This window comes from Pseudomonas sp. EA_35y_Pfl2_R5, assembly GCF_963970805.1.
Lineage (GTDB): Bacteria > Pseudomonadota > Gammaproteobacteria > Pseudomonadales > Pseudomonadaceae > Aquipseudomonas.
Map to the genome: position 1 here is coordinate 299,605 of NZ_CAXAOW010000002.1, position 15,345 is coordinate 314,949.

Consider the following 15,345-nt stretch of genomic DNA (forward strand, 5'->3'; position numbering starts at 1 on the left):
CAACGGTGGCGCAGAGTGTAGATCAGTGATGCAGATAGATAATCCAACAAGAAACAAAACATTCTTGCTATATAGGGACAATCAACACGCAGAGGACATTCACATGAATCGCTGGGAAGGCCTCGATGAATTTGTCGCGGTCGCCGAGTGTGGCCAGTTCACCGCCGCAGCTGAACGCCTGACCCTGTCGTCATCTCAGGTCAGCCGACAGATCGCTCGCCTGGAAGAGCGCCTGCAAACCCGCCTGTTCTACCGCAGCACCCGCCGTGTGGCGCTGACAGAGGCCGGACAGACGTTCTTACAACACTGCCAGCGACTGCAGGACGCTCGTGAGGAAGCCCTGCGTGCCGTCGGCGATCTGGGCAGCGAGCCCAAGGGGCTGCTGCGCATGACCTGCGCGGTGGCCTATGGCGAGCGCTTTATCGTGCCGCTGGTCACCGACTTTATGGTGCAGCACCCACAACTGCGGGTAGACATCGAGCTGAGCAACCGCACCCTTGATCTGCTGCACGACGGCCTCGACCTGGCCATCCGCCTAGGCCGCCTACAAGACTCACGGCTGGTGGCTACGCGCCTGGCTCCACGGCAGATGTATCTGTGCGCCGCCCCTGCATACCTACAACGCTACGGCCGGCCGCATTCGCTGTCGGAGTTGGCACGGCACAACTGCTTGATCGGCAGTTCGGATCTTTGGAGTTTTCAGGCCAGCGGCCGCGATTCCAGCCTGCGGGTGCAGGGCAACTGGCGCTGCAACAGTGGCCAGGCCGTGCTGGAAGCCGCCCTGCGCGGCATTGGCCTGTGCCAGCTGCCGGACTATTACGTGCTAGAGCATTTGCGCAGCGGCGCGTTGGTCTCGTTGTTGGATAACCAGCAGCCGCCGGATACCGCCGTGTGGGCGCTCTACCCACAGCAGCGCCACCTGTCACCCAAGGTGCGGCAGCTGGTGGAGTTTCTTAAACAAGGGTTGGCGCAGCGCAGTGAATATCGCTAGAACCAGTTTACGATCTTGCGAGCTAGAGCCCTGCAAGGCAAAAACAGGAGAGGAAGCGGAGTGTACTTTTGTACATGAGCACTCTGAGCCTGTTTTTAACGCGGCAGGGCCGACGCGCAGCAGATCGTAGATAGGTTCTTAGCTCTTGAGGTGCCAAAGGCTGGCCAAGCTGCGCAAATCTTCAGGACGGGTGACTTTGAGGTTATCCGCACGCCCTTCGATCAGCCGTGGCGCCCGCCCGGCCCATTCGATGGCCGAGGCTTCATCGGTAATCGCTACCCCAGCAATCAGCGCATCGGCCAGCGCGCGCTGCAAATCACCCAGGCGGAACATCTGCGGGGTAAATGCCTGCCAGATCGTCGAGCGATCCACCGTAGTTTGCACGCGACCATCGGCGCCGGCGCGTTTGAGGGTATCGCGAGCCGGCACGGCAAGCAGACCGCCGACCGGGTCATCAGCCAGTTCGCTGAGTAGCAGGTCGAGATCACTGCGCGCCAGATTGGGCCGCGCCGCGTCATGTACCAGCACCCAATCCTGTTCCTGAGCACCCAGTTCACTCAAACGCAGCAAACCGCTGAGTACAGAATCGGCACGCTCGGCACCGCCATCTGCGCGATGGATGCGTGGATCATGCACGCAGCTCAGGGCCGGCCAGTAGGGGTCATCCGCCGCCAGGCTGACCACCACCGCACGCAGCTGTGGATGCTCGAGAAAGCACGCCAGGGTGTGTTCGATAATGCTTTTGCCGGCCAGTTGCAGGTACTGCTTGGGCCGGTCGGCGCGCATCCGGCTGCCAATACCAGCAGCCGGGATCAGCGCCCAGAAAGGGGGTAACTCCGAGGTATTCATTCAGCCAACTGATAGAGGGTTTCGCCCTCTTTAAGCATGCCCAGCTCGTGGCGCGCACGCTCTTCGACGGTTTCCATCCCGCTTTTCAGCTCCAGCACTTCTGCTTCGAGAATCCGGTTACGCTCTTGCAGCTGCTGGTTTTCGCCCTGTTGATCGGCGATCTGCTGCTGCAACTGGGCCACCTGCGCCAGGCTGCCATCGCCGACCCATAGGCGATATTGCAGGCCTGCCAGCACGGCAATCAGCACGATAAATACCCAGTAAAAATTATTGCGCATAGCGTAAAAAGCTTCCGAACGAAAAAGGGGCGACTCGCGCCGCCCCTCTTTTACCATGCCTGGGTTCAACCACGGAACTCGGCGCGACCACGATAGGCAGCCTTGCCCGCCAGCTGCTCTTCGATACGCAGCAATTGGTTGTACTTGGACACGCGGTCCGAGCGGCACAGCGAACCCGTCTTGATCTGTCCAGCAGCAGTACCCACGGCCAGATCGGCGATGGTGCTGTCTTCGGTTTCACCCGAGCGGTGCGAGATCACGGCGGTGTAACCCGCAGCCTTGGCCATCTGGATGGCTTCCAGGGTCTCGGTCAGGGTGCCGATCTGGTTGAACTTGATCAGGATCGAGTTGCCGATCGACTCATCAATGCCGCGCTTGAGGATCTTGGTGTTGGTGACAAACAGATCGTCGCCAACCAGCTGCACTTTCTCGCCGATCTTGTCGGTGAGGACTTTCCAGCCAGCCCAGTCGGACTCGTCCATGCCGTCTTCGATGGAGATGATCGGGTAACGCTCGGACAGACCAGCGAGGTAATCAGCGAAGCCGGCAGCGTCAAACACCTTGCCTTCGCCAGCCAGGTCGTACTTGCCGTCCTTGAAGAACTCGCTGGAGGCGCAGTCCAGGGCCAGGGTGACGTCGTCGCCCAGGGTATAACCGGCGTTGGCCACGGCTTCGGCGATGGCAGCCAGAGCATCTTCGTTGGAGGCGAGGTTCGGCGCGAAACCGCCTTCATCACCGACGGATGTGCTCAGGCCACGGGCCTTCAGTACGGCTTTGAGGTGGTGGAAAATCTCGGTGCCCATGCGCAGGGCGTCGGCGAAGGTCTTCGCGCCCACCGGCTGCACCATGAACTCCTGGATGTCGACGTTGTTATCGGCATGCTCGCCGCCGTTGATGATGTTCATCATCGGTACTGGCATCGAGTAGACGCCTGGAGTGCCGTTCAGGTCGGCGATGTGCGCGTACAGCGGCACGCCCTTGGCCTGAGCAGCAGCCTTGGCGGCAGCCAGGGACACGGCGAGGATGGCGTTGGCACCCAAGGTGGCTTTGTTCTCGGTACCGTCGAGGGCAATCATCGCCAGGTCGAGGGCTTTCTGGTCAGCGGCGTCTTTGCCCAACAGTAGGTCACGGATCGGACCATTGATGTTGGCCACGGCCTTCAACACGCCCTTGCCCAGGTAACGGCTCTTGTCGCCATCACGCAATTCCAGCGCTTCACGCGAACCAGTGGAGGCACCGGACGGCGCGCAGGCGCTACCGATGATGCCACCGTCGAGAATTACGTCGGCTTCCACAGTTGGGTTACCACGGGAGTCGAGAACCTCACGGCCTTTGATGTCGACGATCTTTGCCATTGCGTGTAGCACTCCAAAAAATTGACGAAAAGGATAGTACCGAGCTGCACACTCATTGCGCACCGGTGGTTACTACGGCGCACAACATGTACCGACTATAGAGTCAGATTGTATACAAATAGCACTTTACCGGAGATTTGCCGTTTCAGGCAGTCTCAATCGGCGCAAAACTCTTGATCAAATCATCCAGCTGCTTGAGCTGGGTGAGGAACGGCTCCAGCTTGTCCAGACGCAGGGCGCAAGGGCCGTCGCATTTGGCATTGTCCGGGTCCGGATGGGCTTCGAGGAACAGACCAGCCAGGCCCTGGCTCATGCCCGCCTTGGCCAGATCGGTGACCTGAGCGCGGCGACCGCCGGCAGAGTCGGCGCGACCACCCGGCATTTGCAGGGCGTGGGTCACGTCGAAAAACACCGGGTAGTTGGTCTGCTTCATGATGCCGAAGCCGAGCATGTCCACTACAAGGTTGTTGTAACCGAAGCTGGAACCGCGCTCGCAGAGAATCAGCTGGTCATTGCCCGCCTCTTCGCACTTGGCCAGGATGTGTTTCATCTCCTGGGGCGCGAGGAACTGGGCTTTCTTGATATTGATCACCGCGCCGGTCTTGGCCATGGCCACTACCAGATCGGTTTGCCGCGAAAGAAACGCCGGCAACTGGATAATGTCGCAGACCGCAGCCACTGGAGCTGCTTGCTCAGGCTCATGCACATCGGTAATCACCGGCACGCCAAAGGTCTTTTTGATTTCCTCGAAGACCTTCATACCCTCCTCAAGGCCTGGGCCGCGGAAGGAGGTCACCGAAGACCGGTTGGCCTTGTCGAAGCTGGCCTTGAACACATATGGGATACCGAGCTTCTCGGTTACTCGCACGTACTCTTCACAGGCGCGCATGGCCAGGTCGCGGGATTCGATTACGTTGATCCCGCCGAACAGCACGAACGGCTTATCGTTGGCGATTTCAATGCCGCCAACCTTGATAATTTTCTGCGTCATATCCTTATGCCTTCTTCGCTTTCTGGGCCAGCGCGGCGTTGACGAAACCACTGAACAGTGGATGACCGTCACGCGGAGTGGAGGTGAATTCCGGGTGGAACTGGCACGCAACGAACCATGGATGGTCAGGTGCCTCGACCACTTCAACCAGTGCGCCGTCGCCGGAGCGGCCGGTAATATTCAGCCCAGCCTCGATCAGCTGTGGCAACAGGTTGTTGTTCACTTCATAACGATGACGGTGGCGCTCGACGATCACATCCTTGCCGTAGCACTCACGCACGTTCGAGCCGGCCATCAGTTGGCAGTCCTGCGCGCCCAAGCGCATGGTGCCGCCCAAGTCGGAAGCATCGGTGCGCTGCTCGGTCACGCCAGTGGCGTCTTGCCATTCAGTAATCAGGCCGACCACCGGATGCGTGCTGACGGTGTCGAATTCGGTGGAGTTGGCATCGGTCCAGCCCAGCACATTGCGGGCGAACTCGATAACTGCGACCTGCATGCCGAGGCAGATACCCAGGTAGGGAATCTTGTTCTCACGAGCGTACTGCACGGTCTTGATCTTGCCTTCCACACCGCGCAGACCGAAACCGCCCGGCACCAGAATGGCATCTACACCTTCAAGCAACGCGGTGCCTTTATTCTCGATGTCTTCGGAGTCGATATAACGCAGGTTGACCTTGGTGCGGTTCTGGATACCGGCATGGCTCATTGCTTCGATCAGCGACTTGTAAGCATCCAGCAGCTCCATGTACTTGCCGACCATGGCGATGGTGACTTCGTGCTCCGGGTTGAGCTTGGCATCGACCACACGGTCCCACTCGGACAGATCGGCACCGTTGCACTCCAGACCAAAACGCTCGACGACGAAGTCATCCAGGCCTTGGGCATGCAGCACGCCCGGAATCTTGTAAATGGTGTCGACGTCTTCCAGGGAAATCACCGCACGCTCTTCAACGTTGGTGAACAGCGCGATCTTACGGCGCGACGACACGTCTACAGGGTGGTCGGAGCGGCAGATCAGCACGTCGGGCTGCAGACCAATGGAACGCAGCTCTTTCACCGAGTGCTGAGTCGGCTTAGTCTTGGTTTCGCCAGCGGTGGCGATATAGGGCACCAGGGTCAGGTGCATCAGCATGGCGCGTTTTGCACCCACTTCCACACGCAGCTGGCGAATGGCTTCGAGGAACGGCTGCGACTCGATATCGCCGACCGTGCCGCCGATTTCGACCATGGCCACGTCGGCATCACCGGCACCCTTGATAATGCGGCGCTTGATTTCGTCGGTGATGTGCGGGATGACTTGAATGGTCGCGCCCAGGTAATCACCACGGCGCTCGCGGCGCAGCACGTCTTCGTAGACGCGGCCGGTGGTGAAGTTATTATTCTGGGTCATGGTGGTGCGGATAAACCGCTCGTAGTGGCCCAGGTCGAGGTCGGTCTCAGCGCCGTCGTGAGTGACAAACACCTCACCGTGCTGGAACGGGCTCATAGTGCCCGGATCGACGTTGATATAGGGATCCAGCTTGAGCATGGTGACCTTCAGGCCCCGCGCCTCCAGGATAGCCGCCAATGAAGCCGAGGCGATGCCTTTCCCCAATGAAGAAACAACACCACCCGTGACGAATATGTAGCGCGTCATGAAAAACCCTAGAAGTCTGCGTTAAGCGGTCAGTGCCGCCGGGAAAAGCGAAGGAGTACCCAAGCCACTTGCTGCAACACACTGCAATAAGCTAGCCCTGCCGACTCCCAAGGGAGTCAACAAAAGCACTAGTAAGACGGGAGCGTAGTCTACCGGAAAGGCCTTATCAGCTCAAACCTTGATCATTCGTCGGTGGCTGCCAATGCAATTGCCAGCTGCCATCAGCGGCACCTTGCAGACCCGGCAGGTTGGCGACTGCCACCACCTGGTTATTCAAGCGCAGCAGCGGCAGACGATCCCGCGCAAAAGCCGGAATGCGTAACTCATTGAATAACCGTTTGAGATCACGGTGACCGCGACCTGGTAACAACATCTGATCACCAACCTGGCGATAACCCAACTGCCACTTGCCCACGGGCAGCAAACCCTCAATCCACACACGGCCATTGGCAGGCAATACCACCTGCTGATTACCTTGAACCCTCACATTGACCGGCTCTGGAAAGCGCAGCCAATCACCTGACAGCCACCACAGGCGCTCATCACTGCGGCGCAACTCCCCCGCCGCCAGCTTCCAGATGGGCGCAGCATCCGACGCCGCATCGCGCAACGTTTGCCAACCAGCCCAATGCTCGCTGTCGGGCATCGCCGTCAACGGGCGTAGCCAATAACGCAAAGCATTGCGTTGGCGCGGCTCACTCAGATCGCGCAGCGCAGGCAGTGCAAGATTAGGTAGAAGCAGCCAAGCAAACTCACCCGGTACGTCGGCCGCAGCCATATCCTGCTGCGCCAACTCATTGAGCAACTGCGCAGCCTCACTCAAGTGCGCAGCGCTGCGGGCCATATTTATGGCGGCCTGTGGCCAGCGATTGAGCAACGCGGGTAACACCTGCCGACGCAGATAATTACGCGAGAAGCGCTCATCGGCATTTGACGGGTCTTCAACCCAAGACAACTTGTGTTCACAGGCATAGGCCAACAGTTCATCGCGCGAGCAGCTCAGCAGCGGTCGAACCAGCTGCCCCGCTCCCAATGCACGACTCACCGGCATGGCCGACAAACCTTGCACCCCGGCACCACGTAACAGGCGAAACAACAGCGTTTCGGCCTGGTCATCGCGATGCTGCGCGGTCAGCAGCAACTCATCAGCCCCCAGATGCGCAGCAAAGGCCGCGTAACGGGCATCGCGCGCAGCCTGCTCAAGACTGGCACCGGGAACCACCTGCACATATTCAATCTGCAGCGGTACGGATAAAGCCGCGCACAGCTCACGGCAATGCGCCGGCCAGACGTCGGCAGCAGCCTGCAGACCATGATGGATATGAATAGCGGAAAGAGGCGGCAATGCTTCGCGTTGCGCAAGACTGGCAAGCAGGTGCAACAGCACCGTGGAATCCAGCCCACCGGACAGGGCTACACACCAACCTGGGGCACTACGCCAGGACTGCAGGGCATCACACAAACGGATATGTACGGGAGTCATCGGCCAAGCTTAAAACAACAACGGGCCCGAAGGCCCGTTGTATGCGCAACTGCCGAACAATCAGGCAATCCCGTAGCTCATCAAACGCTCATAACGACGCTTGAGCAGTGCGTCAGTATCGAAAGTCTTGAGCATATCCAATTGCGTACGTAACGCCTGACGCACTGACTCGGCTGCAGCCGCCGGGTCGCTGTGCGCGCCACCGAGTGGCTCACCGATCACCTGATCAACAATGCCCAGACCTTTCAGGCGCTCGGCGGTGATGCCCATAGCTTCGGCAGCATCCGGAGCCTTTTCTGCGGTTTTCCACAGAATCGAGGCGCAGCCTTCCGGCGAGATCACCGAGTAGGTGGAGTACTGCAGCATGTTCAACTGGTCGCACACACCAATGGCCAAGGCGCCACCGGAACCACCTTCACCGATTACGGTGGCGATGATCGGAGTTTTCAGGCGCGCCATCACACGCAGGTTCCAGGCGATAGCCTCGCTCTGGTTACGCTCTTCTGCGTCAATACCCGGGTAAGCACCTGGGGTATCGATAAAGGTCAGGATCGGCATTTTGAAGCGTTCGGCCATCTCCATCAGACGACACGCCTTGCGGTAGCCCTCCGGTCGCGGCATGCCAAAGTTGCGGCGTACCTTTTCGCGAATCTCGCGGCCTTTTTGGTGACCGATGACCATCACCGGCTCACCGTCCAGACGAGCAACGCCGCCCACCAAGGCCGCGTCGTCTGAGAAGTGACGGTCACCATGCAGCTCATCGAACTCGGTAAAGATGTGCTGCAGGTAATCCAGGGTGTAAGGGCGGCGTGGGTGGCGCGCCAGCTGGGCGATCTGCCAGCTGCTCAGGTTGCCGAAAATAGTTTCGGTCAGCGAGCTGCTCTTGTCCTGCAGGCGGGCGATTTCATCGTTGATGTTCAACGAGTTGTCGTTACCAACCAGGCGAAGCTCTTCGATCTTGGCTTGCAGGTCGGCGATCGGCTGTTCGAAATCGAGAAAATTCGGGTTCATAGTCATCCGTCTTGCGTCGACGGCCAAGTGGCCGGGAGCTGTATCCGTTATCGCGCCCTACCTTATAGCAGTAGGCGCATTCAGGTCGACACCGGACTGCAGGTAAACCGTGCAGCCGTTCAAGGCGTCGCAACTGAAACGCGGAGCCTGGGCCCCGCAAATCAGCGGTAGTGCAAAAAGACGTTGTCTTTGCCGAACTGGTCACGCAATGCCTGAATCAGACTGTCCGCCGGTTCGATCCTCCAGGCTTCGCCGAACTGCAATTGCGCCTTGGCATCCACACCGCTGTAGTCAACGGTGATCGGGCACGCGCCGCGATGACGACCGCACAGCTCAGCCAACCAACGCATACGGTCGCCCTGCAAGGCACTGCTGGCAACCTTCAGACGCAGGCTGTCGGCCAGGCCGGTACGCGCCTCTTCCAGGCTCATCACCCGCTTGGCACGCAGGCGCAGGCCGCCGGAAAAGTCGTCGTTGCTCACTTCGCCTTCAACCACCACCAGGGCGTCGGTCTGCAGCAAGGCCTGAGCGCTGTTAAACGCCTCGGCAAACAAGGAGGCTTCGATCCGTCCGGAGCGGTCATCGAGGGTGATAAAGCCCATCTTATCGCCCTTCTTGTTCTTCATTACCCGCAGGGCGACCACCAGGCCGGCAATCGTCTGATCACCGCGCGCAGCTTTCAAGTCGACGATGCGCTGGCGAGCAAAGCGCCGCACTTCTCCTTCGTACTCATCAATCGGGTGACCGGTCAGATACAGGCCCAGGGTATCTTTTTCGCCTTTCAGACGCTCTTTCAGCGTCAGCTCGCGGGCGCGCAAGTGATTGAGATAGACATCCGCCTCTGCATCGGCAAACACCCCGCCAAATAGATCCATATGGCCGCTGTCGTGACTGCGCGCGGTCTGCTCGGCCGCCTGCACGGCCTCCTCCATGGCAGCCAGCAGCACCGCGCGGTTACGGTCGATATTGGCCTTGTAGGCCTTCAGCTCTTCATGAAAGTGCGGCCCCAGACGGTCCAATGCACCGCTGCGAATCAGTGCCTCCAGGGTGCGTTTGTTAATGCGCTTAAGGTCGACCCGTGAGCAGAAGTCGAACAGATCCTTGAACGGTCCTTCCTGACGCGCCTCGACGATGGCCTCTACCGGCCCTTCGCCGACACCCTTGATCGCGCCCAGGCCATAGACGATCCAGCCTTCGTTGTTAACCGTGAACTTGAATTCGGAGATGTTCACATCCGGCGCATCGAGGCGCAGCTTCATGCTGCGGCATTCCTCGATCAGGGTGACGACCTTGTCGGTGTTGTGCATATCCGCCGACAACACCGCCGCCATAAAGGCCGCCGAGTGGTGCGCCTTGAGCCAGGCGGTCTGATACGAGAGCAGACCGTAGGCAGCCGAGTGGGATTTGTTGAAGCCGTAGCCGGCGAACTTTTCCACCAGGTCGAAGATGTTGCCCGCCAGATTCGCATCAATACCGTTGCTGGCGCAGCCTTCGATAAAGCCGCCGCGCTGCTTGGCCATCTCCTCGGGCTTCTTCTTACCCATGGCGCGGCGCAGCATGTCCGCACCACCGAGGGTATAGCCGGCCATGACCTGGGCAATCTGCATCACCTGTTCCTGGTACAGGATGATGCCGTAGGTCGGTTTCAGCACCGGCTCCAGGCCTGCGTACTGATAGTCCTGATGCGGGTAGGAAATCGGCTCGCGACCGTGTTTACGGTTGATAAAGTCGTCCACCATGCCCGATTGCAGCGGCCCCGGACGGAACAGGGCCACCAGAGCGATCATGTCTTCCAGGCAGTCTGGCTTGAGCTTTTTGATCAGCTCCTTCATACCGCGTGATTCAAGCTGGAACACCGCAGTGGTCTCGGCCTTCTGCAACATGCTGAACGTCGGTTTGTCATCCAGCGGGATAAAGTCGATGTTCAGATCCGGCAAACCCTTCTTGGCCTGCTCGCGGTTGATGGTTTCCATCGCCCACTTGATGATCGTCAGGGTACGCAGACCGAGGAAGTCGAACTTCACCAGGCCGGCGGACTCCACATCGTCCTTATCGAACTGAGTGACCAGGCCACCACCCTCATCATCGCAGGCTATCGGCGAGAAATCGGTGAGCTTGGTAGGCGCAATCACCACGCCACCGGCGTGCTTGCCGGTACCGCGACAGATGCCTTCGAGCTTGAGCGACATCTCCCAGATTTCCCGGGCGTCTTCGTCGACCTTGAGGAAGTCGCGCAGCGGCTCTTCCATCTCGTAGGCTTTTTCCAGGGTCATGCCGACTTCGAAAGGAATCATCTTCGACAGGCGATCCGCCAGGCCGTAGGACTTGCCCTGGGCCCGCGCTACGTCGCGCACCACCGCCTTGGCCGCCATGGTGCCGAAGGTGATGATCTGGCTCACCGCGTTGCGCCCGTATTTCTCGGCCACGTAGTCGATCACCCGATCACGGCCATCCATGCAGAAGTCGACGTCGAAGTCGGGCATGGAAACCCGTTCCGGGTTGAGGAAACGCTCGAACAGCAGGTCATAGGCCAGCGGGTCGAGGTCGGTGATCTTCTGTACATAGGCCACCAACGAGCCGGCACCCGACCCACGGCCTGGACCCACCGGCACGCCGTTGTTCTTCGCCCACTTGATAAAGTCCATTACGATCAGAAAATATCCGGGGAAGCCCATCTGGATGATGATATCCAGCTCGAAATTCAACCGATCGATATAGACCTGGCGCTTCTCTTCGTAATTCGGCGTGGTGTCCTTCGGCCAGAGCACCGCCAGGCGCTCCTCCAAGCCCTCAAACGAGACCTGGCGAAAGTATTCGTCCATGGTCAGGCCGGCCGGCACGGGGAAGTCTGGCAGGAAGTATTTGCCCAGCTGCACTTCGATATTGCAGCGCTTGGCGATCTCGATGGTGTTTTCCAGCGCTTCCGGCAGATCACTGAATAGCTCGGCCATTTCCTCCGGGCTTTTCAGGTACTGCTGATCGGAATAGGTGCGCAGACGGCGCGGGTCGTCAAGGCTGCGGCCTTCGCCAATACACACGCGAGTTTCGTGAGCAGCGAAGTCGTCCTGCTTGATAAAGCGCACATCGTTGGTTGCTACCAGCGGCGCGCCAATCTTGTCGGCCAGGGCTACCGCAGCGTGCAGATGCTCTTCATCATTAACCCGGTTGGTGCGCTGCACTTCCAGATAGAAACGCTCGGGGAATACCGCCATCCACTCGCGCAGAATGGCTTCGGCCGCCGCAGGCTCGCCATCGAGCAAGGCATGGCCGACCTCGCCTTCCTTCGCGCCAGACAGGGCAATCAGGCCTTCGGCCGCTTGCTTGACCCAATCACGCTGGATGATCACCAGGTCATTGCTCTGCCCTTCGCTCCAGCCGCGCGAGACCAGCTCGGTGAGGTTGCGATACCCCTTGGCATCCATCGCCAGCAGGGTCATGCGGCTCAGCGGACCATCTTCTTCCGCGCTGGCCAGCCAAATGTCGGCACCGCAGATCGGCTTGATGCCACCGCCCATGGCTGCCTTATAGAACTTCACCAATGAGCACATATTGCTCATATCGGTAACCGCCACCGCCGGCATGCCGGCTGCCGCCACCGACTTGATCAGCGGCTTGACCCTTACCAGCCCGTCAACCAGGGAAAACTCGGTGTGCAAACGCAGGTGGACGAACGAAGCGGTCATGGCAGTCCTATACAAAACGCAAAAACGACAAGGCAGGGATTGTACAACCGCAGCAGCGCGCGACAAGCGCTACTGGGCAGAGGATGACGAGGGAATTTCTTAAGCGTTGTGTCAGCTGTCTAACAACGCACGGACCGGGGCAAAGGAGCGCCGGTGAATCGGCGTAGGCCCCAGACGTCGCAAGGCTTCCAGGTGGACCGGGGTGGGATAACCTTTATGCCCGGCGATACCGTAACCGGGATATTGCGCATCAAGCAGTTGCATCTCGCGATCACGGCTGACTTTGGCCAGAATGGATGCCGCAGCAATTGCGGGAACCTGGCTGTCGCCTTTGACCACCGCGGAGCTGGGCATCTGCAAAACCGGGCAGCGATTGCCATCAATCAACGCCAGCTTGGGCGTGATGCCTAAGCCCTCGACCGCGCGCTGCATGGCCAGCATGGTGGCGTGGAGAATATTCAGTTTATCGATCTCTTCCACCTCGGCGCGAGCGATACACCAAGACAAGGCCTTTTCGCGAATCTCGTCGAAGAGTTTTTCCCGCCGCGCTTCGGTGAGTTTTTTCGAATCGTTCAGCCCGAGAATCGGCCGCAATGGATCGAGAATCACTGCAGCCGTCACTACTGCACCGCAGAGCGGGCCACGGCCGACTTCATCGACACCCGCCACCAGCTCTTGCACCAGGGTGAAATCCAGTCCGAGCTGCATCAACTGCGACCTGTCAGTTGCAGCACAGCCTGAGCGGCTTGCACCGAGGCATCACGACGCAACGCCCGATGAATCACATCAAAGCCTTCGGTCTGCACCGCGCCACTATCGAGCAACGGCGCCAGCAACTGGGCCAGAGCCTCGGGCGTAGCAGCATCCTGAATCATTTCCGGCACCAGCAACCGCTCGGCCAGCAGATTGGGCAGGGATATATAGGCACTGGTAACCAGGCGCTTGAGGATGCGATAGGTCAAGGACGCAACCTTGTAAGCCACCACCATCGGCCGTTTGTACAACAGGGCTTCAAGAGTCGCCGTGCCGGAGGCGATCAACACCGCATCACAGGCGGCCAGCGCCTCATGGGATCGACCATTGAGCAAGGTCAGCGGCAAGTCGCGCCCCACCAGCATCTGCTCAAGTTGTGCACGGCGCTCAGGGCTGGAGCACGGCAAGACAAACTGGATACCAGGGCGCAAGGTGCGCAAACGCACAGCCGCATCGAGAAACAAACTGCCCAAACGCGAGACTTCGCCACCACGGCTGCCAGGCATCAAGGCCACCACAAGCTGATCCTGCGCGAGGTTTAGCGCCTCACGGGCCGCGGCGCGGTCCGCCTGCTGCGGGATGGTGTCGGCCAGCGGGTGGCCGACAAACCGCACCGGTACCTGATGATCCTGATAGAACTGCGCCTCGAACGGGAACAGGGTCAGCATCAGGTCACAAGCTTCGCGAATCTTCAACACGCGCTTCTGCCGCCAGGCCCACACGGACGGGCTGACATAATGCACGGTCTTGATGCCGGCCTGACGTAACTTGAGTTCAAGGGTCAGGTTGAAATCCGGCGCATCGATACCGATAAACACGTCTGGTTTGGCGTCGATCAAGGTATTAATCAGACGCTTGCGCCGTGACAGCAGCTCAGGTAGACGGCCCAGCACCTCGACCAGCCCCATCACCGACAAACGCTCCATCGGGAAATAGGAATTCAGTCCCTGGGCCTGCATCAGCGGGCCACCGACACCGATAAATTCGATCTGTGGGTTTTGGGCTTTGAGGGCCTGCATCAGGCCCGCACCGAGAATATCGCCAGACGCCTCGCCGGCGACCAGCGCGACACGCATCAGGTCAGTCATAAATTATCGGGTAATGCCGCGGCTTGAAGCCTGAATGGAATCGCGGAAGATCGCGACTTCGGGGAACTCAGCAGACGACTCGGCCAGTTCAATCATCGCCTGCTCAACCGTAAGCCCCTGGCGATAGACAATCTTGTAGGCACGACGCAAGGCAGCAATCGCCTCAGCGCTGAAACCACGACGGCGCATGCCTTCGAAGTTCATGCTGCGCGCTTCGGCCGGGTTGCCAAACACGGTGACAAACGCCGGTACGTCCTTGCCAATCGCTGTGCCCATACCGGAAAAGCTGTGCGCACCGATACGGCAGAATTGATGGACCAGGGTGAAGCCGGAGAGAATCGCCCAGTCATCGACCCATACGTGCCCGGCCAATGCGGTGTTGTTGACCAGAATGCAGTGGTTGCCGATCACGCTGTCATGGCCGATATGGGCATAAGCCATGATCAGGTTGTGGTCACCAAGAGTAGTTTCGCTGCGATCCTGCACGGTACCGCGATGGATGGTGACACCCTCACGGATCACGTTGTGGTCGCCAATTACCAGGCGGGTCGCCTCGCCCTGGTACTTGAGATCGGGGGTATCTTCACCCACCGAAGAGAACTGATAGATGCGGTTATGTTTACCGATCCGCGTCGGCCCCTTGAGGATCACATGGGGGCCGATCACTGTACCCTCGCCAATTTCTACATCGGCCCCGACTATCGACCAAGGGCCGACGACAACGTCGTCAGCCAACTTGGCGCTGGGATCGATGATGGCGCGAGGGTCAATCAAACTCATAGCTTGCGTTCCGCACAGATGATTTCTGCCGAGCAGACTTCCTTGCCGTCGACGCTGGCCTTGCACTCGAACTTCCAGATGCTGCGCTTGCTGCTCAGGTAGCGGGCTTCGAGGATCAGCTGATCACCGGGCACCACGGGCTGGCGAAAGCGTAGCTTGTCGGAGCCGACAAAGTAATACAGGGTGCCATCGGAGGGCTTCAGGTCCATCATCTTGAAGCCGAGAATACCGGCAGCCTGAGCCATTGCCTCGATGATCAACACGCCCGGCATGATCGGGTGCTCAGGAAAATGCCCGTTGAAAAACGGCTCATTGATGCTGACATTCTTGTAGGCACGAATACGCTTGCCTTCAATATCAAGCTCAGCCACCCGGTCCACCAAAAGGAACGGATAGCGGTGCGGCAAGTATTCGCGAATCTGGTTGATGTCCATCATGTGCAGAGAA

Annotated in this window: 13 protein-coding genes; 1 reads left to right on the forward strand and 12 read right to left on the reverse strand. The window is 59.3% G+C overall.

What is annotated here, in order from left to right:
- The first annotated feature begins 103 nt into the window (after window positions 1–103).
- Entirely contained in the window at window positions 104–991 is an 888-nt protein-coding gene (locus AACX99_RS05330; protein WP_339410060.1) for a LysR family transcriptional regulator, read from the forward strand.
- A 138-nt stretch (window positions 992–1,129) separates the two neighbouring features.
- Here AACX99_RS05330 and ispD read toward each other — a convergent pair whose 3' ends face one another.
- The 12 genes from ispD to fabZ form a co-directional block, all read right to left on the reverse strand.
- Window positions 1,130–1,840 carry a 2-C-methyl-D-erythritol 4-phosphate cytidylyltransferase gene (gene ispD, locus AACX99_RS05335; protein ID WP_339410061.1) on the reverse strand — a complete coding sequence of 237 codons (711 nt, stop codon included), beginning with the start codon at window positions 1,838–1,840 and terminating at the stop codon, window positions 1,130–1,132.
- A complete protein-coding gene (gene ftsB / locus AACX99_RS05340) occupies window positions 1,837–2,118 on the reverse strand; it encodes a cell division protein FtsB (RefSeq protein ID WP_090248365.1) in 282 nt (93 codons plus the stop codon). The genes ispD and ftsB overlap by 4 nt, the downstream gene beginning before the upstream one ends.
- A gap of 65 nt (window positions 2,119–2,183) precedes the next feature.
- Window positions 2,184–3,473 carry a phosphopyruvate hydratase gene (gene eno, locus AACX99_RS05345; RefSeq protein WP_339410062.1) on the reverse strand — a complete coding sequence of 430 codons (1,290 nt, stop codon included), beginning with the start codon at window positions 3,471–3,473 and terminating at the stop codon, window positions 2,184–2,186.
- Between the two features lie 145 nt (window positions 3,474–3,618).
- A complete protein-coding gene (gene kdsA / locus AACX99_RS05350) occupies window positions 3,619–4,464 on the reverse strand; it encodes a 3-deoxy-8-phosphooctulonate synthase (protein WP_339410063.1) in 846 nt (281 codons plus the stop codon).
- A gap of 4 nt (window positions 4,465–4,468) precedes the next feature.
- Window positions 4,469–6,100 carry a CTP synthase gene (locus tag AACX99_RS05355; protein ID WP_339410064.1) on the reverse strand — a complete coding sequence of 544 codons (1,632 nt, stop codon included), beginning with the start codon at window positions 6,098–6,100 and terminating at the stop codon, window positions 4,469–4,471.
- 166 nt (window positions 6,101–6,266) lie between these two features.
- Complete coding sequence (tilS, locus tag AACX99_RS05360; RefSeq protein ID WP_339410065.1) at window positions 6,267–7,583, reverse strand: tRNA lysidine(34) synthetase TilS; 1,317 nt, start codon at window positions 7,581–7,583, stop codon at window positions 6,267–6,269.
- A gap of 60 nt (window positions 7,584–7,643) precedes the next feature.
- A complete protein-coding gene (locus AACX99_RS05365; protein WP_339410066.1) occupies window positions 7,644–8,594 on the reverse strand; it encodes an acetyl-CoA carboxylase carboxyltransferase subunit alpha in 951 nt (316 codons plus the stop codon).
- Window positions 8,595–8,755: 161 nt separating this feature from the next.
- Entirely contained in the window at window positions 8,756–12,277 is a 3,522-nt protein-coding gene (dnaE, locus tag AACX99_RS05370; protein WP_339410067.1) for a DNA polymerase III subunit alpha, read from the reverse strand.
- A gap of 111 nt (window positions 12,278–12,388) precedes the next feature.
- Window positions 12,389–12,985, reverse strand: a complete 597-nt coding sequence (gene rnhB / locus AACX99_RS05375) for a ribonuclease HII (RefSeq protein ID WP_339410068.1) — start codon at window positions 12,983–12,985, stop codon at window positions 12,389–12,391.
- Window positions 12,985–14,118, reverse strand: coding sequence for a lipid-A-disaccharide synthase (lpxB, locus tag AACX99_RS05380; protein WP_339410069.1), 1,134 nt, complete (start codon window positions 14,116–14,118; stop codon window positions 12,985–12,987). Before lpxB ends, rnhB begins: the two co-directional genes overlap by 1 nt.
- A gap of 3 nt (window positions 14,119–14,121) precedes the next feature.
- Window positions 14,122–14,898 (reverse strand): acyl-ACP--UDP-N-acetylglucosamine O-acyltransferase, encoded by a 777-nt coding sequence (gene lpxA, locus AACX99_RS05385; RefSeq protein WP_339410070.1) that lies wholly within the window; start codon window positions 14,896–14,898, stop codon window positions 14,122–14,124.
- Window positions 14,895–15,335 (reverse strand): 3-hydroxyacyl-ACP dehydratase FabZ, encoded by a 441-nt coding sequence (fabZ, locus tag AACX99_RS05390; RefSeq protein WP_160015687.1) that lies wholly within the window; start codon window positions 15,333–15,335, stop codon window positions 14,895–14,897. The genes lpxA and fabZ overlap by 4 nt, the downstream gene beginning before the upstream one ends.
- Window positions 15,336–15,345 lie beyond the last annotated feature (10 nt).

Excerpts from the sequence above, each read along its gene's own strand:
- AACX99_RS05330 (WP_339410060.1), top strand. The coding sequence starts at position 104 with ATGAATCGCTGGGAAGGCCTCGATGAATTTGTCGCGGTCGCCGAGTGT.
- ispD (WP_339410061.1), bottom strand. The coding sequence starts at position 1,840 with ATGAATACCTCGGAGTTACCCCCTTTCTGGGCGCTGATCCCGGCTGCT.
- ftsB (WP_090248365.1), bottom strand. The coding sequence starts at position 2,118 with ATGCGCAATAATTTTTACTGGGTATTTATCGTGCTGATTGCCGTGCTG.
- eno (WP_339410062.1), bottom strand. The coding sequence starts at position 3,473 with ATGGCAAAGATCGTCGACATCAAAGGCCGTGAGGTTCTCGACTCCCGT.
- kdsA (WP_339410063.1), bottom strand. The coding sequence starts at position 4,464 with ATGACGCAGAAAATTATCAAGGTTGGCGGCATTGAAATCGCCAACGAT.
- AACX99_RS05355 (WP_339410064.1), bottom strand. The coding sequence starts at position 6,100 with ATGACGCGCTACATATTCGTCACGGGTGGTGTTGTTTCTTCATTGGGG.
- tilS (WP_339410065.1), bottom strand. The coding sequence starts at position 7,583 with ATGACTCCCGTACATATCCGTTTGTGTGATGCCCTGCAGTCCTGGCGT.
- AACX99_RS05365 (WP_339410066.1), bottom strand. The coding sequence starts at position 8,594 with ATGAACCCGAATTTTCTCGATTTCGAACAGCCGATCGCCGACCTGCAA.
- dnaE (WP_339410067.1), bottom strand. The coding sequence starts at position 12,277 with ATGACCGCTTCGTTCGTCCACCTGCGTTTGCACACCGAGTTTTCCCTG.
- rnhB (WP_339410068.1), bottom strand. The coding sequence starts at position 12,985 with ATGCAGCTCGGACTGGATTTCACCCTGGTGCAAGAGCTGGTGGCGGGT.
- lpxB (WP_339410069.1), bottom strand. The coding sequence starts at position 14,118 with ATGACTGACCTGATGCGTGTCGCGCTGGTCGCCGGCGAGGCGTCTGGC.
- lpxA (WP_339410070.1), bottom strand. The coding sequence starts at position 14,898 with ATGAGTTTGATTGACCCTCGCGCCATCATCGATCCCAGCGCCAAGTTG.
- fabZ (WP_160015687.1), bottom strand. The coding sequence starts at position 15,335 with ATGATGGACATCAACCAGATTCGCGAATACTTGCCGCACCGCTATCCG.